This window comes from Krasilnikovia sp. MM14-A1004 (genome assembly GCF_047159485.1).
GTDB lineage: Bacteria > Actinomycetota > Actinomycetes > Mycobacteriales > Micromonosporaceae > Actinoplanes.
Window position 1 is genome coordinate 3565798 of sequence record NZ_AP038773.1, and the last position, 21430, is coordinate 3587227.

Genomic DNA, 21430 nt, shown 5'->3' on the forward strand with positions numbered 1-21430 from the left:
GAACAGCGGGTCGCGGGTGCCGGACAGCTGGTCCCGGGTCACGGGGCGGCCGGTCATCGAGGCGGCGGTCAGCACGGGCTGTCCGGTGCTGTCGGTGACGGTCACCGACAATCGCAGGTCGCCGTCGCGGACCAGCCGTACCCGTACGGTGGTGGCGCCGGTCGCGTGCAGGGCGACGCCGTTCCAGGCGAACGGGACGGCCGTGTCCGTGCCGGTGTCGCGCAGGATCGTGGCGTGCAGGGCGGCGTCCAGCAGGGCGGGGTGGATGCCGTACCCGTCGACCGGAACGCCGTCGGGCAGCGTCACCTCGGCGAACACGTCGTCGCCGCGGACCCAGGCCGCCCGCAGGCCCTGGAAGGCCGGGCCGTAGCCGAAGCCGCGCGCGGCGAACGCCTCGTAGGCGCCGTCGACGTTGACGGGTTCCGCGCCGGCGGGCGGCCACGGGGTCAGCGCGGCCCCGGCCGCGACGGTGGCCGTGCTCAGGAAGCCGGAGGCGTGCTGCATCCAGGTCTGACCGCCGCCCGAGTACACCGCGACGGTTCGTCGGCCCGACTCGTCGGGTGCGCCGACCGCGACCTGGACCGGCACCGGTTCGTCGCCCATCACCAGCGGGGCCGACAGCGTCAACTCGTCGAGGGCGGCACAACCGACCTCGGCGCCCGCCCGCAACGCCAACTCCACGAAACCGGTACCCGGCACCAACACCGCACCCAGCACCGCGTGATCCGCCAGCCACGGCTGCGCCGGCACCGACAACCGGCCCGTGAACACCGCACCACCGTCCGGCGACCACACCACCGCGCCCAGCAGCGGGTGGTCGAGCGGGTGCACGCCGAGCGCGGCCGGATCACCGGCGGCCGGTGCGGCGTCCAGCCAGTACGACTGGCGCTGGAACGGGTACGTCGGCAGGTCGACGACGCGGGCGCCGGTGCCGGCGAACCAGGCGGCCCAGTCGACGGCGACGCCGTCGACGTGCAGCCGGGACAGGGCCGCGAGGACACTGGCCTGCTCTCCGCGGTCCTTCCGCATCAGCGGGACGACCACGGCATTGTCGTCCTGCGCCATGGCGGTGAGCACGGCGTCCGGTCCCACCTCCAGGAACCGGGTCGCGCCGCGCTCGCGCAGCGCCGCGAGGTGGTCCGCGAACCGGACCGTGTCCCGCACATGCGACACCCAGTACTCCGGATCGGTCACCTCCCCCGACACGACCAGCGGGATCCGCGGCTGGTGGAACGTGAGCCCGGCCACCACGGCGCGGAAGTCGTCCAGCATGGGCTCCATCAGCACCGAATGGAACGCGTGCGAGACGCGCAGCCGCTTGTGCTCCCACCGCGCGGCCAGCGCCAGGACCTCGTCCTCGACGCCGGACAGCACCACCGCGTCCGGGCCGTTGACCGCCGCGATCGACACTGCGGACGTGAGCAGCGGCAGCACGTCGGCCTCGGCGGCGCGGACGGCGACCATGGCGCCCCCGGACGGCAGCGCCCGCATCAGGCGGGCCCGTGCGGTGATCAGCGTGCAGGCGTCGGCGAGGGACAGCACCCCGGCGACGTGCGCCGCGGCGATCTCCCCGATCGAATGACCGGCCATCAGGTCGGGGCTGATGCCCCACGACTCGATCAGCCGGAACAGCGCCACCTCCAGCGCGAACAGCGCGGGCTGCGCGACGCCCGTGTCGTCGAGGGCGGCCGGGTCGTCGCCCCACACCACGTCCAGCGGCAGATCCAGTTCCGCCGCGACCGCGTGGAACGCCGCCGCGAACACGGGGAACCGGGCGGCCAGTTCGCGGCCCATCCCGAGGCGCTGCGAACCCTGGCCCGTGAACAGCAGCGCCGTCGCGCCGGCCGGGCGGGCCCGCCCGGTGATCACGTCCGGGGTGGATTCACCGGCCGCGTACGCGGAAAGGCTCCCGGGGTCGGTCACCGCCCGGTGTTCCAGGGCCGCGCGGGTGGTGGCCAGCGAGAACGCCACGTCCAGCGGGCGTTCGCGTACGGTGAGCAGCCGCCGCGCCTGAGCGCGCAGGCCGTCGGGCGTGGCCGCCGACAGCAGCCACGGGGTCGGCGCGGCCGCGGACCCGGCGTCGGCCGGGTCCGGGCCGGGCGTCGCGGGGTCCTGTTCCCGGATCGCGGGGCCCTGCTCCAGGATGAGGTGGGCGTTGGTGCCGCTGATGCCGAACGAGGAGACCGCCGCGCGGCGGGACCGCCCGGTTTCCGGCCACGCCCGCGGTGCGGTGAGCAGTTCGAGGTCGCCGGCCGTCCAGTCGACGTGCGGTGACGGTGTGTCGGCGTGCAGGGTGCGGGGCGCGACCCCGTGCCGCATGGCCAGCACCATCTTGATCACCCCGGCGACGCCCGCGGCGGCCTGGGTGTGCCCGATGTTCGACTTGATCGAGCCGAGCAGCAGCGGCGCCGGCCGGTCCTGCCCGTACGTGGCCAGCAGCGCCTGCGCCTCGATCGGGTCGCCGAGCGTGGTGCCGGTGCCGTGCGCCTCGACCACGTCGACGTCGGCGGCGGACAGGCCGGAGTTGGCCAGGGCCTGGCGGATGAGCCGCTGCTGGGCGGTGCCGTTGGGGGCGGTGAAGCCGTTCGACGCGCCGTCGGAGTTGACGGCCGTGCCGCGGATGACGGCGAGGATGCGGTGGCCGTGGCGCCGGGCGTCGGAGAGACGTTCGACCAGGAGCACACCGGCGCCTTCGGACCAGCCGACGCCGTCCGCGTCCGCGCCGAAGGCCTTGCACCGGCCGTCGACGGACAGGCCGCGCTGCTTGCTGAAGTCGATGAGCATTCCGGGGGTGGCCATCACGGTGGCGCCGCCGGCCAGGGCGAGGTCGCACTCGCCCTGTCGCAGCGCCTGCGCGGCGAGGTGGATCGCGACCAGCGACGACGAGCAGGCGGTGTCGACAGTGACGGCCGGCCCTTCGAGGCCGAACGTGTAGGCGACCCGCCCGGAGACGACGCTGCCGCCCGCGGTCGCGGCGGGGTTCACGTTGAGGGCGTAGTCGTGGTACATGACGCCGGTGAACACGCCGGTCCGGCTGCCGCGCAGCGAGCCCGGGTCGATGCCGGCGCGTTCGACGGCCTCCCACGACGTTTCCAGCAGGAGCCGCTGCTGCGGGTCCATGAGCTGGGCGTCGCGCGGTGAGATGCCGAAGAAGGCGGGGTCGAACCGGTCGGCGTCGTGCAGGAAGCTGCCGCGCCGGGTGTAGCTCTTGCCGTCCTTGCCGGGCTCCGGGTCGTACAGGTCGTCGAGGTTCCAGCCGCGGTTGGTGGGCAGGTCACCGACGGTGTCGACGCCGTCGAGGACGAGCTGCCACAGGTCGTCCGGCGTGCTGACGCCGCCGGGGAAGCGGCAGGCCATGCCGACGATGGCGACGGGCTCGTCGGTGCCGGTCCGGACGGGTACGGCGACGGCCACGCTCGTACCGCCGAGGCTGGTGTCGATGTGTTCGGCGACGGCGTCGACGGACGGGTGGTCGAAGACGAGGGTGGCCGGCAGCGTGAGGCCGGTGGCGGCGTTGAGCTGGTTGCGCAGTTCGATCGCGGTCAGCGAGTCGAAGCCGAGTTCCTGGAACGCGCGGGCCGGGTCGACGGCGTCCGGTGACGCGTGTCCCAGCACGGCGGCGACCCGCTCGCGGACGAGTTCCCGCACGGTGCGGCGACGCTCGCCCGCGCTGAGCCCGGCGAGGCGGTGCCCCAGCCCGGTGGTGGGCGCGGCGGCCGCGGCGGCGCGGCGGGTCCGGCGCGGCGCGAGGTCACGCAGCAGGGCCGGGATCACATCGGTACGCGCCCGCAGCGCGCCCGCATCGACCCGGACCGGAACGACAGTCGACGCCGGTGAGCCGAGGGCGGCCGCGAACATCCGCAGTCCCTCCTCGGCGGACAGGACCGGCAGTCCCTGCGCGGCCATCCGCCGCCGGTCGACCTCGGTGGTGTCCTGCCCGAGTCCGGTCCCCACATCCCACAGCGAGAACGCGATGGCCGTGCCCGGCAGCCCCAGCGACTGCCGGTGTGCCGCGAGGCCGTCGAGGAACACGTTCGCCGCCGCGTAGTTGGCCTGGCCGCCGGTCAGGACGAGACCACCGGCCGAGGAGAACATCACGAACGCCGCCAGCTCCCGGTCCGCGGTCAGCTCGTGCAGCCACCACGCGGCGTCCGCCTTCGGCGCCAGCACGGCATCGAACCGTTCCGGGGTCATCGCCCCGACCAGGCCGTTGTCACCCACCCCGGCCGCGTGGAACACCGCGGTCAGGTTCTCGATGCCCGCCAGCAGCTCCGCCACCGCAGCCCGATCGGAGACGTCACAGGCCACGACCCGGGCACCCAGCTCCGCCGCCAACTCGGCGGCACCCGGCGCCTCCAAACCCCGGCGAGACGTCAACACCAGCTTCCGGACACCCCGCTCGGCGACGAGGTAGCGGGCCACCACCGCACCGATCCCGCCGGTGCCACCGGTGATCAACACCGTGCCGTCCGGATCGAAGCTCGCCGTCCCGCCCGGCATAGCCGGCTCACCCGGCTGGCCGCCGCGCCGGTCCGCCGTCGCCAGTCCCGCGTCGCGGATCGGACGCAACCGTGGGACCCACACCGCACCGTCCCGGATCGCGGCCTCGGGCTCCCCCGACGCCACGACCCCGGCCAACATCTCGTCGCCGACTGCGGTATCTGCCTCGACCAGCGTGAACAGATCCGGGAACTCCACCTGCGCCGACCGCACCAGACCCCACACCGGTGCCTGCACCACGTCACCGGGCTCGGTCACCACCACCAGCGGCGACCCCGACGCGGCCGCCGACTGCACCGCCGCCAGCACCTGCGACGTCACGGCGCGAACCGCCGCGGGCACCACGAGATCAGGAGTCACGCACCGCAACACCTCCAGGCCGGTCGCGTCGCCGCCGGTCACCGGGAGGCGCCGCCAGGCGATCTCGAACAACGGCTCCTTGGCGGCGTTGAGCTGAGTGGTGGAGGTGGGGCGGCCGACCAGGGCGGCAACCGTGAGGACCGGCTGGCCGGTGGTGTCGGTGGCGGTCAGTGACACCTCTGTGTCGCTGGCACGGACGAGGTGGACGCGCAGGGTCGGGGCGCCGGCCGCGTGCAGGGCCACGCCGTTCCAGGCGAACGGGACGACGGTGGTGTCGCCGCTGTTGCGCAGGATCGCGGCGTGCAGGGCGGCGTCCAGCAGGGCGGGGTGGATGCCGTACCCGTCGACCGGAACGCCGTCGGGCAGCGTCACCTCGGCGAACACGTCGTCGCCGCGGACCCAGGCCGCCCGCAGGCCCTGGAAGGCCGGGCCGTAGCCGAAGCCGCGCGCGGCGAGCTCGTCGTAGGCGCCGGTGAGGTCGAGCGGTTCGGCGTCGGCGGGCGGCCATGCGGTCGGATCGGCCGGGACGGGCGTGACGACGGGGTTGAGCCGGCCCGTGGCGTGCAGCAGCCAGCCGCTGTCCCGGTGGGAGTGGATGGTGACGGCGCGTCGGCCCTCGTCGTCGGGGGCGCTGACGGCGACCTGGACGGGCACCGGCTCGTCGCCCATCATCAGCGGGGCCGACAGCGTCAACTCGTCGAGTGCGCCGCAGCCCACCTCGGCGCCCGCCCGCAACGCCAACTCCACGAAACCGGTACCCGGCAACAACACCGCACCCAGCACCGCGTGATCCGCCAGCCACGGCTGCGCCGGCACCGACAACCGGCCCGTGAACACCGCACCACCGTCCGGCGACCACACCACCGCGCCGAGCAGCGGGTGTCCGGTGCTCTGCAACCCGGCGGCGGCGACGTCCGCGACAGCACCCGCCGTGGGTGACGGCCAGTACCGCTCCCGCTGGAACGCATACGTCGGCAGCTCGATCCGCCGCCCACCGGCGACCAGCGGCGCCCAGTCCACCCCGACCCCGGCCACATGCAGCCTCGCCAACGCGGTCAGCGCCGTCGTCTCCTCCGACCGGTCCCGGCGCAGCACCGGCACCACCACGGCCTCATCCGGCACCAGCCCGCCGACCATCCCCGACAACACCCCGTCGGGACCGACCTCCAGAAACCGGGACACCCCCCGCCCGGTCAACGCCGCCAGGTTATCGGCAAAGCGGACCGTGTCCCGGACATGCGACACCCAGTACTCCGGATCCGTCACCTCCCCCGACACCACCAGCGGAATCCGCGGCTCGTGGAACGACAACCCGCACACCACCTGCCGGAACTCGGCCAGCATCGGCTCCATCAACACCGAATGGAACGCATGCGACACCTTCAGCCGGGTGTGCTTCCACCCCCCCGCCACCGCCAGGACCTCAGCCTCAACCCCGGACAACACCACCGCATCCGGACCATTCACCGCCGCGACCGACACCCCCGCCGACAGCAACGGCAACACCTCGGCCTCCGAGGCCCGCACCGCCACCATCGCCCCACCCGACGGCAACCCCTGCATCAACCGCGCCCGCGCGGTGATCAGCGTGCAGGCATCAGCCAGCGACAACACCCCCGCCACATGCGCCGCCGCCACCTCACCGATCGAATGCCCCGCCAGGAAATCGGGCCGCACACCCCACGACTCCACCAACCGGAACAGGCCCACCTCCAACGCAAACAACGCCGGCTGCGCCAACCCCGTCGCCTCCAACGCCGCCGCGTCATCACCCCACACCACATCCAGGGGCAGACCCAACTCCGCCACCACCGCGTCGAAGGCATCCGCGAACACCGGGAACCGGGCCGCCAACTCCCGACCCATCCCGAGGCGCTGCGAACCCTGACCCGTGAACAGAAACGCCAACAGACCCTCGCCGGAAGCGCCGCGGGCGACCTCGACGGGACCATCGGTACCGGACAGCAGCACCGCCCGATGGGTGAAGCTGGACCGGGACGACACCAACGAGAACGCCACATCCAACGCCGGTTCCGCCACTCCGGCCAGCCGTCGCAGCTGCGCATCCAGGGCCTGCGGCGTCCGCGCGGACACCACCAGCGGCACCGTCCCCGGAGTCCCCGCCACCGTCGGCGCAGCGACCGGCGCGGCGGGAGGCTGCTCCAACACCACGTGCGCGTTGGTGCCGCTCACCCCGAACGACGACACCGCCGCCCGGCGCACCCGGCCGGTCTCGGGCCACGCCGTCTGCGAGGTCAGCAGCTCGACCGCACCGGACTCCCACTCCACGTGCGACGAGGGCGCGTCCACGTGCAGCGTGCGGGGTGCGACACCGTGCCGCATCGCCAGCATCATCTTGATCACACCGGCGACCCCGGCGGCGGCCTGGGTGTGCCCGATGTTCGACTTCACCGACCCCAGCAACAGCGGAGTCTCCCGCTCCTGCCCGTACGTGGCCAGCAGCGCCTGCGCCTCGATCGGATCGCCCAGCGTCGTACCCGTGCCGTGCGCCTCCACCACGTCCACGTCGGACGGCTTGAGCCCGCCCGCGGCCAGCGCCTGCCGGATCACCCGCTGCTGCGACGGACCGTTGGGTGCGGTCAGGCCGTTGGAGGCGCCGTCGGAGTTGACGGCGCTGGCGCGGAGCAGCGCCAGCACCGGGTGCCCGTGGCGGCGGGCGTCGGAGAGCCGTTCCAGGACGAGCATTCCGGCGCCCTCGGCCCAGCCGACCCCGTCGGCCGAGTCGGCGAACGACTTGCACCGTCCGTCGGCCGACAGGCCACGCTGCCGGGAGAACGCGACGAAGGTTCCGGGGGTGGACATGACGGTCACCCCGCCGGCCAGCGCGAGGGTGCACTCCCCCTGCCGCAGCGCCTGCGCCGCCAGGTGCAGCGCGACCAGAGACGACGAACACGCCGTGTCGACGGTGACTGCGGGCCCTTCGAAGCCGAACGTGTACGCGACGCGCCCGGAGGCGATGCTGGGTGAGCTGGCCGTGCCCTGGTAACCCTCGTACTCCTCGCCGAGCAGGGTGCCGTAGTCGTTGTACATGACACCGGCGAACACCCCGGTACGGCTGCCCCGCAGCGACGTCGGGTCGACGCCGGTGCGCTCCAGCGCCTCCCAGGAGATCTCCAGCAGCAGCCGCTGCTGCGCGTCGGTGGCGGTCGCCTCGCGCGGGGACATGCCGAAGAAGTCGGGGTCGAACTGGTCGGCGTCGTGCAGGAAGCCACCGGAGCGGGTGTACGAGGTGCCGGGGCGTTCGGGGTCGGGGTCGTAGAGGCCGTCGAGGTCCCAGCCGCGGTTGTCGGGGAACCCGGTGATGGCGTCGGTGCCGTCGAGGACCAGCTGCCACAACTGTTCGGGTGTCGTCACGCCGCCGGGATAGCGGCAGGCCATCCCCACCACCACGATCGGATCGTCGGTCGTGGACACCAGCGCGGGCAGCTGCGCGACGGGTTCGTTCGCCGTACCGAAAAGCTCGCCGTGCAGGTATTCGGCCAGGGTGGTGACGCTGGGGTAGTCGAAGACCACGGTGGCGGGCAGGCGTAGGCCGGTCAGGGCGCTGACGGTGTTGCGCAGCTCGACCGCGGTGAGCGAGTCGAAGCCCAGGTCGCGGAAGGCACGGCCGGGATCGATCGCGGCCGGGCTGCCGTGCCCGAGCACCTCGGCGACCCGGCCGCGGACCAGCTCCAGCAGGGCTTCGGCCCGCTCCTGCGCGCCGAGGGACGCCAGTCGCTTCATCGGCCCCGCGTCACCGGCGGGGCCGGACACCGCGCGGCGGGCGGGGACCCGGATCAGGCCGCGCAGCAACGCGGGCACGTCGCCGCGGGCGCGGATCGCGGCCAGATCCAGGTGGATCGGTACGAGGACGTCCGCGCCCGTGGCCAGGGCCCGGTCGAACAGGGCGATGCCCTGAGCGGCGGTCAGCGGCGGCATGCCGGAGCGCGCCATCCGGGCCAGGTCCGCGTCGGACAGCGTGCCGGTCAGGCCCGCGGCGGACTCCCACGGCCCCCACGCGAGGGAGACGGCGGGCAGCCCGAGGGACCGGCGGTGCCGGACGAGTGCGTCGAGGAAGGCGTTGCCCGCGGCGTAATTGCCCTGGCCGGGGATGCCGAGGGTGCCCGACGCGGAGGAGAACACGACGAACGCGCTCAGCGTCGGCAGCAGCTCGTGCAGGTGCCAGGCCGCGTCGGCCTTCGGGCGCAGCACGGCGTCCATCCGTTGCGGCGTCAGCGAGGCGAGCACACCGTCGTCGAGGACGCCCGCCGCGTGCACCACCGCCGAGATGTCCTGCCCGGCCAGCAGCGCAGCCACCGCCGCGCGGTCGCTGACGTCGCAGGCCGCGACGGTCGCGTCCGCGCCCAGCGCGGCCAGTTCGGCGACCAGATCGGCGCCGCCGCCGCTGCGGCTGACCAGCAGCAGTTTGCGTACGCCCCGAGCGGCGAGGTGCCGGGCGAGCAGGCCGCCGAGGCCGCCGGTGCCGCCGGTGATCAGGACGGTGCCGGTGCCCCAGTTCACCGGGGTGGTGGCGGGCGTGGTGACCCTGGTCAGGCGGGCGGCCAGGACGGCGCCGTCGCGGATGACGAGTTGTGGTTCGTCGACGGTGAGGGCCTGCGGCACCAGGGCCGTGTCGTCGGCGTCGATGAGGGCGAACCGGCCGGGGTGTTCCGACGCCGCCGTACGGATCAGGCCGTGCACCGTGGCGGCGGCCGGGTCGGCGCCGGTGGTGGCGCCGCGCGTGACGAAGACCAGCCGGGTGCCGTCGAACCGGGTGTCGGCCAGCCATTGCTGCGCCAGGCTGAGCGCACGTGTGGCGAGGTCGTGGGCCGACCCGGCGGCGTCGTCGCGGCCCACGAGCGGCACGACCACCCGGGTGCCGGCGGGCACCGACGCCAGGTCGGCGACGTGCTCGCCGTCGATTCCCCACGGGTCGGGCCCGACCACAGCGATCGGGCGCGAACCGGCGGGTTCCGCCGCGTCGGGGCCGATCAGCGTGCTCGGACGTGGATCGGCGGGTTCCGTCGCGGGCACCCAGCTCAGTTCGAACAGGGCGTCGGCGAGGTTGTCGGGGTCTGCGGCGGGCAGGTCCCGGGTGGTCAGCGCGTCGATCGTGGCGACGGGCGCACCGTACCCGTCGGCCACGGCGATCGCGGCCGTGCCGTCGGCGGCCCGCCTCAGGCGTGCACGGATGGTGGTGGCGCCGGAGGCGTGCAGGCTGACGCCCTGCCAGGAGAACGGGACACCGCCGCCGTCCGGGTCGAACCGGGCGGCGTGCAGCGCACTGTCCAGCAGGGCCGGGTGCAGACCGTAGCCGGTGGCGTCGGTGCCGTCGGGCAGGGTGGCCTCGGCGTACAGGTCGGCGCCGTGCCGCCACACCGCCCGCAGCCCCTGGAAGGACGGCCCGTAGCCGAACCCGTCCCTGGCGAAGTGGTCGTAGAAGCCGGTCAGATCCACGGCTTCGGCGCCCGGGGGCGGCCAGGCGGTCGCCGGGAAGTCGGCCGTCGCGGCGCCGGGGGCGAGCACGCCTGTCGCGCACTGCTCCCACGGCGCGGACACGTCGTCGAGCCGGGAGTGGACCGTGAAGGTACGCCGCCCGGCCGCGTCGGGCGGCGTGACGAGCACCTGGACCTGGACGGCGCGCTCGGCGGGCAGAACCACGGGCGCGGTCAGGGTCAGGTCCTCGATGCGGCCGCAGGCGGCCTCGTCGCCGGCGCGGACCAGCAGTTCCACGAACGCGGTGCCGGGCACCAGCACCCGCCCGCCGACGACGTGCTCGGCGAGCCACGGGTGGGTGCGTACGGACAGTCGGCTGGTGAACAGGTAGCTGTCGCCGTCGGCGAGTGCGACGGCCGCGCCGAGCAGCGGGTGTCCGGTGCTCTGCAACCCGGCCGCCGCGACGTCCGCGACAGCACCCGCCGTGGGTGACGGCCAGTACCGCTCCCGCTGGAACGCATACGTCGGCAGCTCGATCCGCCGCCCACCGGCGACCAGCGGCGCCCAGTCCACCCCGACCCCGGCCACATGCAGCCTCGCCAACGCGGTCAGGGCCGTCGTCTCCTCCGACCGGTCCCGGCGCAGCACCGGCACCGCGTTATCGACCATGGCGGACAGCACCCCGTCCGGGCCGATCTCCAGGAACCGACTCACCCCCCGCTCCGTCAGCGCCGCCAGGTTGTCGGCGAACCGGACCGTGTCGCGGACATGCGACACCCAGTACTCCGGATCGGTCACCTCCCCCGACACCACCAGCGGAATCCGCGGCCGCTCGAACGACAGACCACCCACGACCCGCCGGAACTCGGCCAGCATCGGCTCCATCAACACCGAATGGAACGCATGCGACACCTTCAGCCGGGTGTGCTTCCACCCCCCCGCCACCGCCAGGACCTCAGCCTCAACCCCGGACAACACCACCGCATCCGGACCATTCACCGCCGCGACCGACACCCCCGCCGTCAGCAACGGCAACACCTCGGCCTCCGAGGCCCGCACCGCCACCATCGCCCCACCCGACGGCAACCCCTGCATCAACCGCGCCCGCGCGGTGATCAGCGTGCAGGCATCAGCCAGCGACAACACCCCCGCCACATGCGCCGCCGCCACCTCACCGATCGAATGCCCCGCCAGGAAATCGGGCCGCACACCCCACGACTCCACCAACCGGAACAGGCCCACCTCCAACGCAAATAAGGCTGGCTGCGCCAACCCCGTCTCGTCCAACGCGGCGGCGTCGTCGCCCCACACCACATCCAGGGGCAGACCCAACTCCGCCGCCACCGCGTCGAAGGCATCCGCGAACACCGGGAACCGGGCCGCCAACTCCCGACCCATCCCCAGACGCTGCGAACCCTGACCCGTGAACAGAAACGCCAGCAGACCCTCGGTGACGCTGCCCCGTGCGACCTCCACCGGACCGTCGGCATCCGGCAGCAGCACCGCCCGATGGTCGAAGCTGGTGCGGGACGTCGCCAGCGAGAAACCCAGATCGCGCAGCGCCACGTCTCGCGGCAACCGGGCGATCTGCGCGTCCAGGGCCTCCGGCGACCTGCCGGAGACGACCAGCGGGACCAGCGCGGCGGGGTCCACATCCGGGGCCGGGTCGGACTCGGGCGCCGCCGACGAGTCGGGGGCCTGTTCGACGAGCACGTGGGCGTTCGTGCCGCTCACGCCGAACGAGGACACGCCGGCGCGGCGGGCCCGGCCGGTCCCGGGCCACGCGGTCGCCTCGTCGAGGAGCCGGACGGCGCCGGTGGACCAGTTCACGTGCGAGGTCGGCTCGGCGGCGTACAGCGTCCGGGGAACGATCCCGTGCCGCATCGCCATGATCATCTTGATCACGCCGGCGACCCCGGCGGCGGCCTGGGTGTGCCCGATGTTCGACTTCACCGACCCCAGCAACAGCGGAGTCTCCCGCTCCTGCCCGTACGTGGCCAGCAGCGCCTGCGCCTCGATCGGGTCGCCCAGCGTCGTACCCGTGCCGTGCGCCTCCACCACGTCCACATCGGAGGGCATCAGCTCGGCGACGGACAGCGCCTGCCGGATCACCCGCTGCTGCGACCGGCCGTTCGGCGCGGTCAGGCCGTTGGACGCGCCGTCGGAGTTCACCGCGCTGGAACGGATCAGGGCCAGCACCTCGTGGCCGTTGCGCAGGGCGTCGGACAGCCGCGCCAGCACCAGCTGACCGGCGCCCTCGGCCCAGCCGACCCCGTCGGCCGAGTCGGCGAACGCCTTGCACCGGCCGTCCGCGGACAGGCCGCGCTGCCGCGCGAACTCGACGAAGGCGTGCGGGGTGGACATCACCGTGACGCCGCCGGCCAGCGCCAGATCGCATTCGCCCTGCCGCAGCGCCTGCGCCGCCAGGTGCAACGCGACCAGCGACGACGAGCACGCCGTGTCGACCGTCACCGCGGGACCTTCGAGGCCGAACGTGTACGACAGACGGCCGGACAGCACGCTGGCGACCAGGCCGGTGTCGGCGTGCGCCTCGGATCCGCGCAGCAGCTCGGCGTAGTCCTGCCCGTTGGTGCCCGCGAACACACCGGTACGGCTGCCGCGCAGCGCGTACGGATCGATCCCGGCCCGTTCCAGGGCCTCCCAGGTGATCTCCAGCAGCAGCCGCTGCTGGGGGTCCATGCCGAGTGCCTCGCGGGGCGAGATGCCGAAGAAGGCTGCGTCGAAGTCAGCCTGCCCGTCGAGGAATCCGCCGCGCAGGGGCAGGTCGAGCCCGGCCAGTTCGGTGAGGTCCCAGCCGCGGTCGGCGGGGAAGTCCGCGACCGCGTCGCGCCCGTCCGCGACCAGGTCCCACAGTTGCTCCGGCGAAGTCACCCCGCCGGGGTAGCGGCAGGCCATGCCGATGACGGCGATGGGCTCGTTCTGCCGGGACTTGAGTTCCCGTACGCGTTCGCGGGCGCGGCGCAGGTCGGCGGTGACGCGCCGCAGGTAGTCGACGGCCTTGTCGCGCTGCTCGTCCTGCACTGCCGCGTCCCCATTTCCTGACGGGTGCTGCGCCGGGTGGTGCGCCGGCGGTTCGTGAATCGGGCTGGTCATGAGAAGTCCTGCAGCTCGTCGTCGATGATCGCGAACAGGTCGTCGACCGATGCGGTGCGAAGGTCGGCGCCGGTGGTGCGCGGTGTGTCCCCGGGCTGCCGCAGGCCGGACAGGATCCGGTCGAGGCGGGATTCGAGATCGAGCCGGTCCGGGTCGGTGTCGGCGGCCAGGGCCCGCTCGAACCGGTCGAGTTCGGCGCCGGGGGTGCCGAGTTCGGACGGTGGCGCGGTGACCAGCTGGGACAGCAGGTGGGCGGCCAGCTCGCGGGGGGTCGGGTGGTCGTACACCAGGGCCGACGGCAGGTCCAGTCCGGTGGCCGTACCCAATCGGTTGCGCAGTTCCACCGCGGTCATGGAGTCGAAGCCCTGGTCGCGGAAGGACCTGTCGGCGCCGATCGCGGCGCCGCCGGGGTGCCCCAGGACCGCGGCGGTCTCGGCGCGGACGAGGTCGAGCAGGGCGCGCTCGCGGTCGGGTTCGGCGAGTCCGGCCAGCCGCCCGGCGAGGCCGGTGTCCACCGTGGCCGATGGTCCGGCGGTCGCGGGGTTCGCCCCGGGGATCCCGTCGAGGAGTCTGCTGGGTCGCTGGGCGGTGAATCCGGGCGTGAACCGGGACCAGTCGGTGTCGGCGACGGTGAGCGTGACAGGGTTCTCGGCGAGCGCCCCGTGCAGGGCGAGCAGGGCGAGGTCCGGGTCCATCGGCAGCACACCGCGGCGGCGCATCCGTTGCGCCACGTCCGGGTCGGCGGCCAGTCCCGCGCCGGCCCAGGCGCCCCACGCGAGCGACGTGGCGGGCAGCCCCGCGGCCCGGCGGTGGTGCGCCAGCCCGTCGAGGAAGGCGTTGGCGGCCGCGTACCCGGGCTGGCCGCCGCTGCCCCAGGTGGCGGCCCCGGAGGAGAACAGCACGAAGGCGCTGAGATCGTCGGTGAGCTCGTGCAGGTTCCAGGCCGCGGCCACCTTGGCCCGCAGCAGCGTGGCCAGCCGCTGCTCGGTCAGCTCGGCGATCGGCCCGTCGCCGGTGTCGACGCCCGCGGTGTGGAAGACCGCGCCGGCCGGGGTACGGGCCAGCACCGCCGCGAGGGCGTCGCGGTCGGCGGCGTCGCAGGCCACGATGGTGACAGTCGCGCCGTGGGCTTGCAGTTCGGTACGCAGCTCGTCCGCGCCCTCGGCGGCGGGGCCGCGCCGGCTCAGCAGCACCAGGTGTTCGGCGCCGTGCGCGGCCAGCCACCGGGCCACCCGGCTGCCGAGCCCGCCCGTGCCGCCGGTGACCAGGACGGTGCCGGTGGGCCGCCACTGCGCCGGGTCGGCGGGCGCGGCCGCGCGGACCAGCCGGCGGCCGTACGTTCCGGCCGCCCGCACCGCCACCTGATCCTCGCCGCCGAAACCGCCGGTGACCAGCGCCAGCACGGCACCGACGCTGCCGTCGGCGTCGGCGGGCAGGTCGAGCAGTCCACCCCAGTGCCGGGGCAGTTCCAGGGCGGCGACCCGGCCCAGTCCCCACAGGGCGGACTGTTCGGGCGCGCCGACCGCGTCGTCGGGGCCCGTGGAGACCGCGCCCCGCGTGGCGCACCACAGCGGCGCGGCGAGGCCGGCGTCCGCGACGGCCTGGATCAGCGCGACGGTACGGGCCAGCCCCGCGGGCACCGCCGCACCGGCGCGGACGGTCGGCACGGCCAGCAGCGACAGCACCCCGGCGAACGTGGTGTCGCGCAGCCGCGACAGGGCCCTGGCCAGCCCGGCCCGGCTATGGTCCGCGACGTCCAGCCGCACGGCGTGGGTGGACTCGAATCGGCGCAGCCAGTCCTCGTCGAGTTCGCCGTCCGGCACGACGATCAGCCACGGGCCGGACGGTTCGGTGGGTTGCGGCCGGAGCCGCTCCCAGCTCTCCCGGTAACGCCAGGAACTCACCACGGAACGCGCCCGCTGCCCGTCGCGCCACGCGGTCAGCGCGGGCAGGAGCGCCTGCTCCGTCGCCGCGTCCAGGTGCAGCGCGGCACCCAGGCCGCCCCGGTCGACGAGACGCCACCAGGCGTCGTCGTTGCTGTCCCGCGTGGACGGCGCGTGACGCGGCCAGAACCGCTGCCGCTGGAACGGGTAGGTGGGCACGTCGACCCGGCGGGCACCGGCGAAGAACGCGGCCCAGTCGACCGGCACCCCGGCGACGTGCAGGCGCGCCAGCGCGGACACCGCCGTCGTCTCCTCCGGCTGGTCCCGGCGCAGCAGGGCCACGGCCGTGCGCCCCGCCGGGACCAGCCCGGCCACCAGCGGGGTGAGTACGGCGTGCGGGCCGAGTTCCAGGAACGTGTCGACCCCGTGGCCGACGAGCGAGGTCACCGAGTCGGCGAAGCGTACGGTGTCGCGGACGTGGTTGATCCAGTACTCCGGGGAGGTCACGTCGCCCGCGGCGGCGATCGGGATCGTGGGCGCGGCGAACGTGAGCCCCCGCACCACCGCGCCGAAGTCGGCCAGCATCGGCGTCATCAGCGGCGAGTGGAACGCGTGCGAGACGGCCAGCCGGGTGGCGTGGCGGCCCAGCCGGGCGACGACCGCCTGCACCGCGTCCCCGGTGCCGGACAGGACGACGGCGGTGGGGCCGTTGACCGCGGCGAGGGACACGTCGGCGTTCAGCAGCGGCAGCACCTCGTCCTCGGCGGCCTGCACCGCGACCATCGCCCCGCCCGGCGGCAGGGCCTGCATCAGCCGGGCCCGGGCGGACACCAGCGTGCACGCGTCGGTCAGCGACAGCACGCCCGCCACGTGCGCGGCGGCGATCTCGCCGATGGAGTGCCCGGCGAGGTGGTCGGGCCGCACGCCCCAGGACTCGATCAGCCGGTACAGGGCGACTTCGAGCGCGAACAGGGCGGGCTGCGCGGCCCCGGTCCCGTTCAGCGCGTCCTGGTCCCCGGGCACCGGCGCGGCGAGCCGGTCTGCCATGTCCTCCCGGCCCTCGCCGCGCTCGGTGCGGTCGGCTGTGGCGAGCTGCGCGAGTACCGCGTCGTGGGCCCGGGCGAAGACCGGGAACCGGGCGTGCAACTCCCGGCCCATGCCGACACGCTGCGCGCCCTGGCCGGTGAACAGCACGGCCAGCCGTCCGGGCCCGGCGGTGCCCCGGGCGAGTTCCGTGACGCCGTCGTCGGTGGCCAGCAGCGCGGCCCGGTGTTCCAGGTGGGCGCGGCCCGTGGCCAGCGAGAAGCCCACGTCCCGCGGGGAGCGGCCCGGCAGGATCGCCGAGACGTTGGTGACCTGCTCGGCGAGCGCGGCCGCCGACGCCGCCGAGACGACCACCGGCACGGCCGCCGCCCACCCGTCGTCGGCGGCGGGTGCCACGCCGGGCACCTGCGCCTCCGACACCGGGTCGCGAAGGACCGGCACCTGCTCGCCGGATGCCGGTGCGGGGGCTTGCTCGCCGGATGCCGGTGCGGGGGTGGCGGGTGCCTGTTCGAGGATGACGTGGGCGTTGGTGCCGCTGATGCCGAACGCGGAGACGCCGCAGCGGCGCGGCCGGTCGGCCGACGGCCAGGTGACCGCCTCGGTCAGCAGGCGTACGGCCCCCGCGGTCCAGTCGACGTGCGGGGACGGTTCGGTGAGGTGCAGGGTCCGCGGTGCGACGCCGTGCCGCAGCGCCTGCACCATCTTGATGACCCCGGCGACGCCCGCGGCAGCCTGGGTGTGACCCAGGTTCGACTTGACCGAGCCGAGCAACAGCGGAGTAGCCCGGTCCTGCCCGTACGCGGCCAGCAGCGCCTGCGCCTCGATCGGGTCGCCCAGGGTGGTGCCGGTGCCGTGCGCCTCGACGACGTCCACGTCGGCCGGTGCCAGCCCCGCCGCGGCGAGGGCCTGCCGGATCACCCGCTGCTGCGACGGCCCGTTCGGGGCGGTGAGCCCGTTGGAGGCACCGTCCTGATTGACCGCGCTGCCGCGCAGCACGGCGAGGATCTCGTGGCCGTGGCGGCGGGCGTCGGAGAGCCGTTCCAGCAGCAGCAGACCGGACCCCTCGGACCAGCCGGTGCCGTCGGCGGACGCCGAGAACGCCTTGCACCGCCCATCCGGGGCAAGGCCGCCCTGCTGGGTGAACTCGATGAAGGTGCGCGGCGTGGACATCACGGTGACGCCGCCCGCGAGGGCCAGGTCGCATTCGCCGTGCCGCAGCGCCTGCGCAGCCAGGTGCACGGCCACCAGCGACGACGAGCAGGCCGTGTCGACAGTGACGGCCGGGCCTTCCAGCCCGAGGGCGTACGCCACCCGTCCGGAGACGACACTGCCCGCGGTGCCGGTGCCCCAGTAGGCCTCGGTGCCCTCCGGCGGCGCGGGCAGGTCGGCGCCGTAATCGTGGTACATGACGCCCGCGTACACGCCGGTGCGGGTGCCGCGCAGCGCGCTCGGGGCGATCCCGGCGCGCTCCGCCAACTCCCACGCGGTCTCCAGCAGGAGCCGCTGCTGGGGATCCATGGCCAGCGCCTCACGCGGGGGGATCGTGAAGAGTTCGGCGTCGAAGTCGGCGGCGTCGGCCAGGAAGCCGCCGGTGCGGGTGGCGCTGGCCCCGGCGTACAGGTGGGCGAGGTCCCAGTCGCGGTCGGCGGGGAAGTCACCAATCACCTCGGCGCCGTCGGCGACGAGGCGCCACAGCTGGTCGGGCGTCCGCACGCCGCCGGGATAGCGGCAGGCCATCCCGACGATCGCGATCGGCTCCCCCGGCTCGGCCGCGGGTGCCGGCAGGGGCCCGGCCTCCGGTTCGCCCAGCAGGACACGGCGCAGGTGTTCGGCGAGGACGTCGACGGTCGGGTAGTCGAAGATCAGGGCGGCGGGCAGTGTGAGGCCGGTGGCCGCCGCCAGCCGGTTGCGCAGCTGGACGGCGGCGACCGAGGTGAAGCCCAGCTCACGGAACGTGCGGGCGGCGGCACCGTCGACCGGCGCGCCCAGCACGTCGGCCACGCTGCCGCGCACCAGGTCGCGGGTGAAGGCGCGCTGCCCGTCCGGCGACATGCCGGCCAGCCGGGTACGCAGCTCGGAGCTCTCCCGCTCGTCCACCGGGCGCGGTGCCAGGTCGATGAGGCCGCGCAGCAGCACCGGCACGGCCTCCCCCGCACCGAGAGCGAGCCGGGACAGGCGCAGCACGACGGTGGCGGCCAGATCCATCCGGGCGACCAGGTCGAACATCGCCAGGCTCTCGGGTACGGGTAGCCCGGCAGCGCCGCCGTCGTGACCGGACACAGTCGGCAGACCGGTCACGGCGCCGCCGCCGGGCGCCGCGCCCCAGGCCAGCCATGTCGCGGGGAGCCCCCGGTGGCGGCGGTGGCGGGCCAGTGCTTCGAGGAACGCGTCCGTCGCCGCCTGCTCGCCGTCGCCGGGTGTGCCCAGGGCGCCGGCCACCGAGCCGAGCAGGACGAACGCGCCGAGGTCGGCGCCGCCGGTCAGCTCGTGCAGGTTGACGGCCCCCGCCTCGACGGCGGCGAACGGGTGTCCCCGGTCGGCGTCGGCGGCGCCGTAGACGACAGCGGTGACCGGGCGGCGCACCTTGTCGAGCACCGCCGCCAGCGCGGCCCGGTCGGCGACATCGCAGGCCGCGACGGCGGTCCTGGCGCCCAGCGCGGTCAGGTCCCGTTCGAGGCGGGCGGTGGTGTCGTCGCCGCGGCCGTCCGGGCTGAGCAGCAGCAGGTGCCGCGCCTGGTAGGCGCCCACGAGATGGGTGACCAGGGCGGCGCTGCGGGCCCCGGTGACACCGGCGACCAGTACGGTGCCGCGGGGGTCGAGGCGCAGCCCGGCGCTGCCGTCGGTGGCGGTCCAGACGCGGGCCAGCCGGGGCACGAGCACGACGCCGCCGCGGACCGCTACCTGCGGCTCCCCGGCGCTCAGCGCGGCGGGCAGCGGGTCGGGCGAGCCGTCGACGTCGATCGCCACGACGCGGTCCGGGAACCGGGTCTGCGCCCAGCGCAGCAGTCCCCACACCGGCGCGTGGCCGAGATCGCCGATGGGCTCGCCGTCACCGGCCGCCACGGCCTGCCGGGTGACGACGGCCAGCCGGGTGTGGGCGAGCGCATCGTCCTGCGCCCAGGACCGCAGGACGCCGGTCAGATCGGCGACGACGGCCGCGGCGTCCCCGGCGTCGTACCCGAGCGCCGGCTCGTCTCGCTGAACGGTGCGGACCGGCAACTGCAGCACGGCCACCGCCGGTGCGCGGTGTCCGGCCCGCACGGCGGCGCTCAGTGCCGCCATGTCCGGGTACGCCGTGACGGTGCCACCGGCGGCGCTCACCGCCCCGGCCAGCGCGGCACCGTCCGCGCCGAGCACCGCCCAGTCCTGCCCCGCCGGTGCGTCGGCGGCGCGTGTGGACGGCACCGGCGACCAGACAGTACGCAGCAGGGACTCGTGTGTCCCGCTGCCCGCGGCGCGCAACCGGGCCGGCCGCTCCAGCAGGACATGCCGGGTGATCTTGCCGGAGGAGGTGCGCGGGATCCGGTCGATCTCGTACACCTCCTCGGGCACCTTGAAGGTGGACAGTTCGTCGCGGCAGGCGGCGAAGAGCTGTTCGGCGTCGAAGCCGCCCGGCCCGGGCACCACGAACGCGATCGGCACCTCCCCGAGGACCTCGTGCGGGCGGCCGACCACCGCCGCGTCGGCGACGCCGGGCACCCGCAGCAGGACGTCCTCGATCTCCGCGGGGTGGACGTTCTCCCCGCTGCGGATGATCAGCTCGCGGCTGCGCCCCGTGATGGTCAGGTAGCCGAGTTCGTCGCACCGGGCCAGGTCACCGGTGTGGTACCAGCCGCCGGCCAGCACCTGTGCGGTGGCCTCGGGCTGGTTGTGGTAGCCGCGCATCAGGCTCGGGCCGCGTACCCACACCTCGCCCTCGGCGCCGGTGGGCACGTCCTGCCCGGTGGAGTCGACCACGCGCAGCGCCAGCCCCGGCACGGGCAGGCCGCAGGAGCCGCCGACCCGCGCGCCGTGCGGCCAGTTGACGGTCATCAGGCCGCACGTCTCGGTGCTGCCGTACCCGTCGAGCAGCGGCACCCCGAACGTCTCCTCGAACGCGTCGCGCAGGGCGGCCGGGCAGATCGATCCGGCGGTCAGGGCCAGCCGCAGCGCGCTGCGCTGCGCGCCGTGCTCGCGCGCCTCGGCCAGCAGGTAGTGGTACATGGCCGGGACACCGGCCAGGAACGTGTACCGCTCGTCGCGCAGCGCGCCGAGGACGTCCTCGGGGGCGAATCCGTCGAGCAGGGTGGCGCCCGCGCCGACCACCGTGACGCCGAGCACGCACAGCACGTGGGCCAGGCTGTGGTGCAGCGGCATCGGCCACAGCACCTCGTCGGCGTCGTGGAGCCCGAGGATCGGGGCGTAGCAGGCGGCGATCGACCACAGGCAGCTGCGCTGGGTGGAGACCACACCCTTGGGGTTGCCGGTGGTGCCGGACGTGTAGAGCATCCACGCCGGGTCGTCGAGGCCCTGGTCGTCACGCGGCGGCGTGGCCGGTTCCGTCCCGGCCAGCTCCTCGAAGCGCACCATCGGTCGCGGTGCCGGCTGGTCGCCGGTGACCACCACCCGCAGGTACGCGCGCCCGGCCTGCAGGCGGCGCACCTGTTCCAGGTGCCCGGCGTCGGTGATGACCACCCGGGCGCCGCTGTCGTCGAGCGCGTACGCGAGTTCCGCCGCGCTGGCCGCCGGGTTGAACGGCACCGCCACGCCGCCCGCCCGGGAGACGGCCAGGTAGCTCTCGACGACCTCCACCGCGTTGCCGAGGAAGATCAGGGCGCGGTCGCCGGGCTGCAACCACAGCCCGGACAGGTGACCGGCCAGCCACCGGGTGCGCCGTTCCAGCTCGGCGTAGCTGACCGCGCGGCGCCGGTCGCGGAAGGCGACGCGGTCGGGGCGGACCGCGGCGTGCTCCCGCAGGATCTCGGGCAGCGGCCGGATCAGGTCTGCACGCAACATGCGACGTCACTCCCTGGTTGTCCCGACACGACGCGGCGGACCCCCGCGACTCGTCACCGGACGCTAGCCGCGCGGCGGCAGAGGAAATATCAGGAATC

2 protein-coding genes (1 of these 2 cut by a window edge) are annotated in these 21430 nt (G+C 74.6%); both read right to left on the reverse strand.

Annotation, left to right across the window (positions count from 1 at the left end; translation table 11 throughout):
* Nucleotides 1–13410: the beginning of a type I polyketide synthase gene (locus tag ACMCNN_RS15830; protein WP_412746974.1), read on the reverse strand. The gene continues 14955 nt to the left of window position 1, outside the view; the window shows 13410 of its 28365 coding nt (coding positions 1–13410); it begins with the start codon at nt 13408–13410; the stop codon falls past the left edge of the window.
* Nucleotides 13407–21332, reverse strand: coding sequence for a type I polyketide synthase (locus ACMCNN_RS15835; protein ID WP_412746975.1), 7926 nt, complete (start codon nt 21330–21332; stop codon nt 13407–13409). Before ACMCNN_RS15835 ends, ACMCNN_RS15830 begins: the two co-directional genes overlap by 4 nt.
* Nucleotides 21333–21430 lie beyond the last annotated feature (98 nt).

What these genes read in the sequence shown, in the direction of transcription:
- ACMCNN_RS15835 (WP_412746975.1), bottom strand. Translation starts at nt 21,332, where the DNA reads ATGTTGCGTGCAGACCTGATCCGGCCGCTGCCCGAGATCCTGCGGGAG.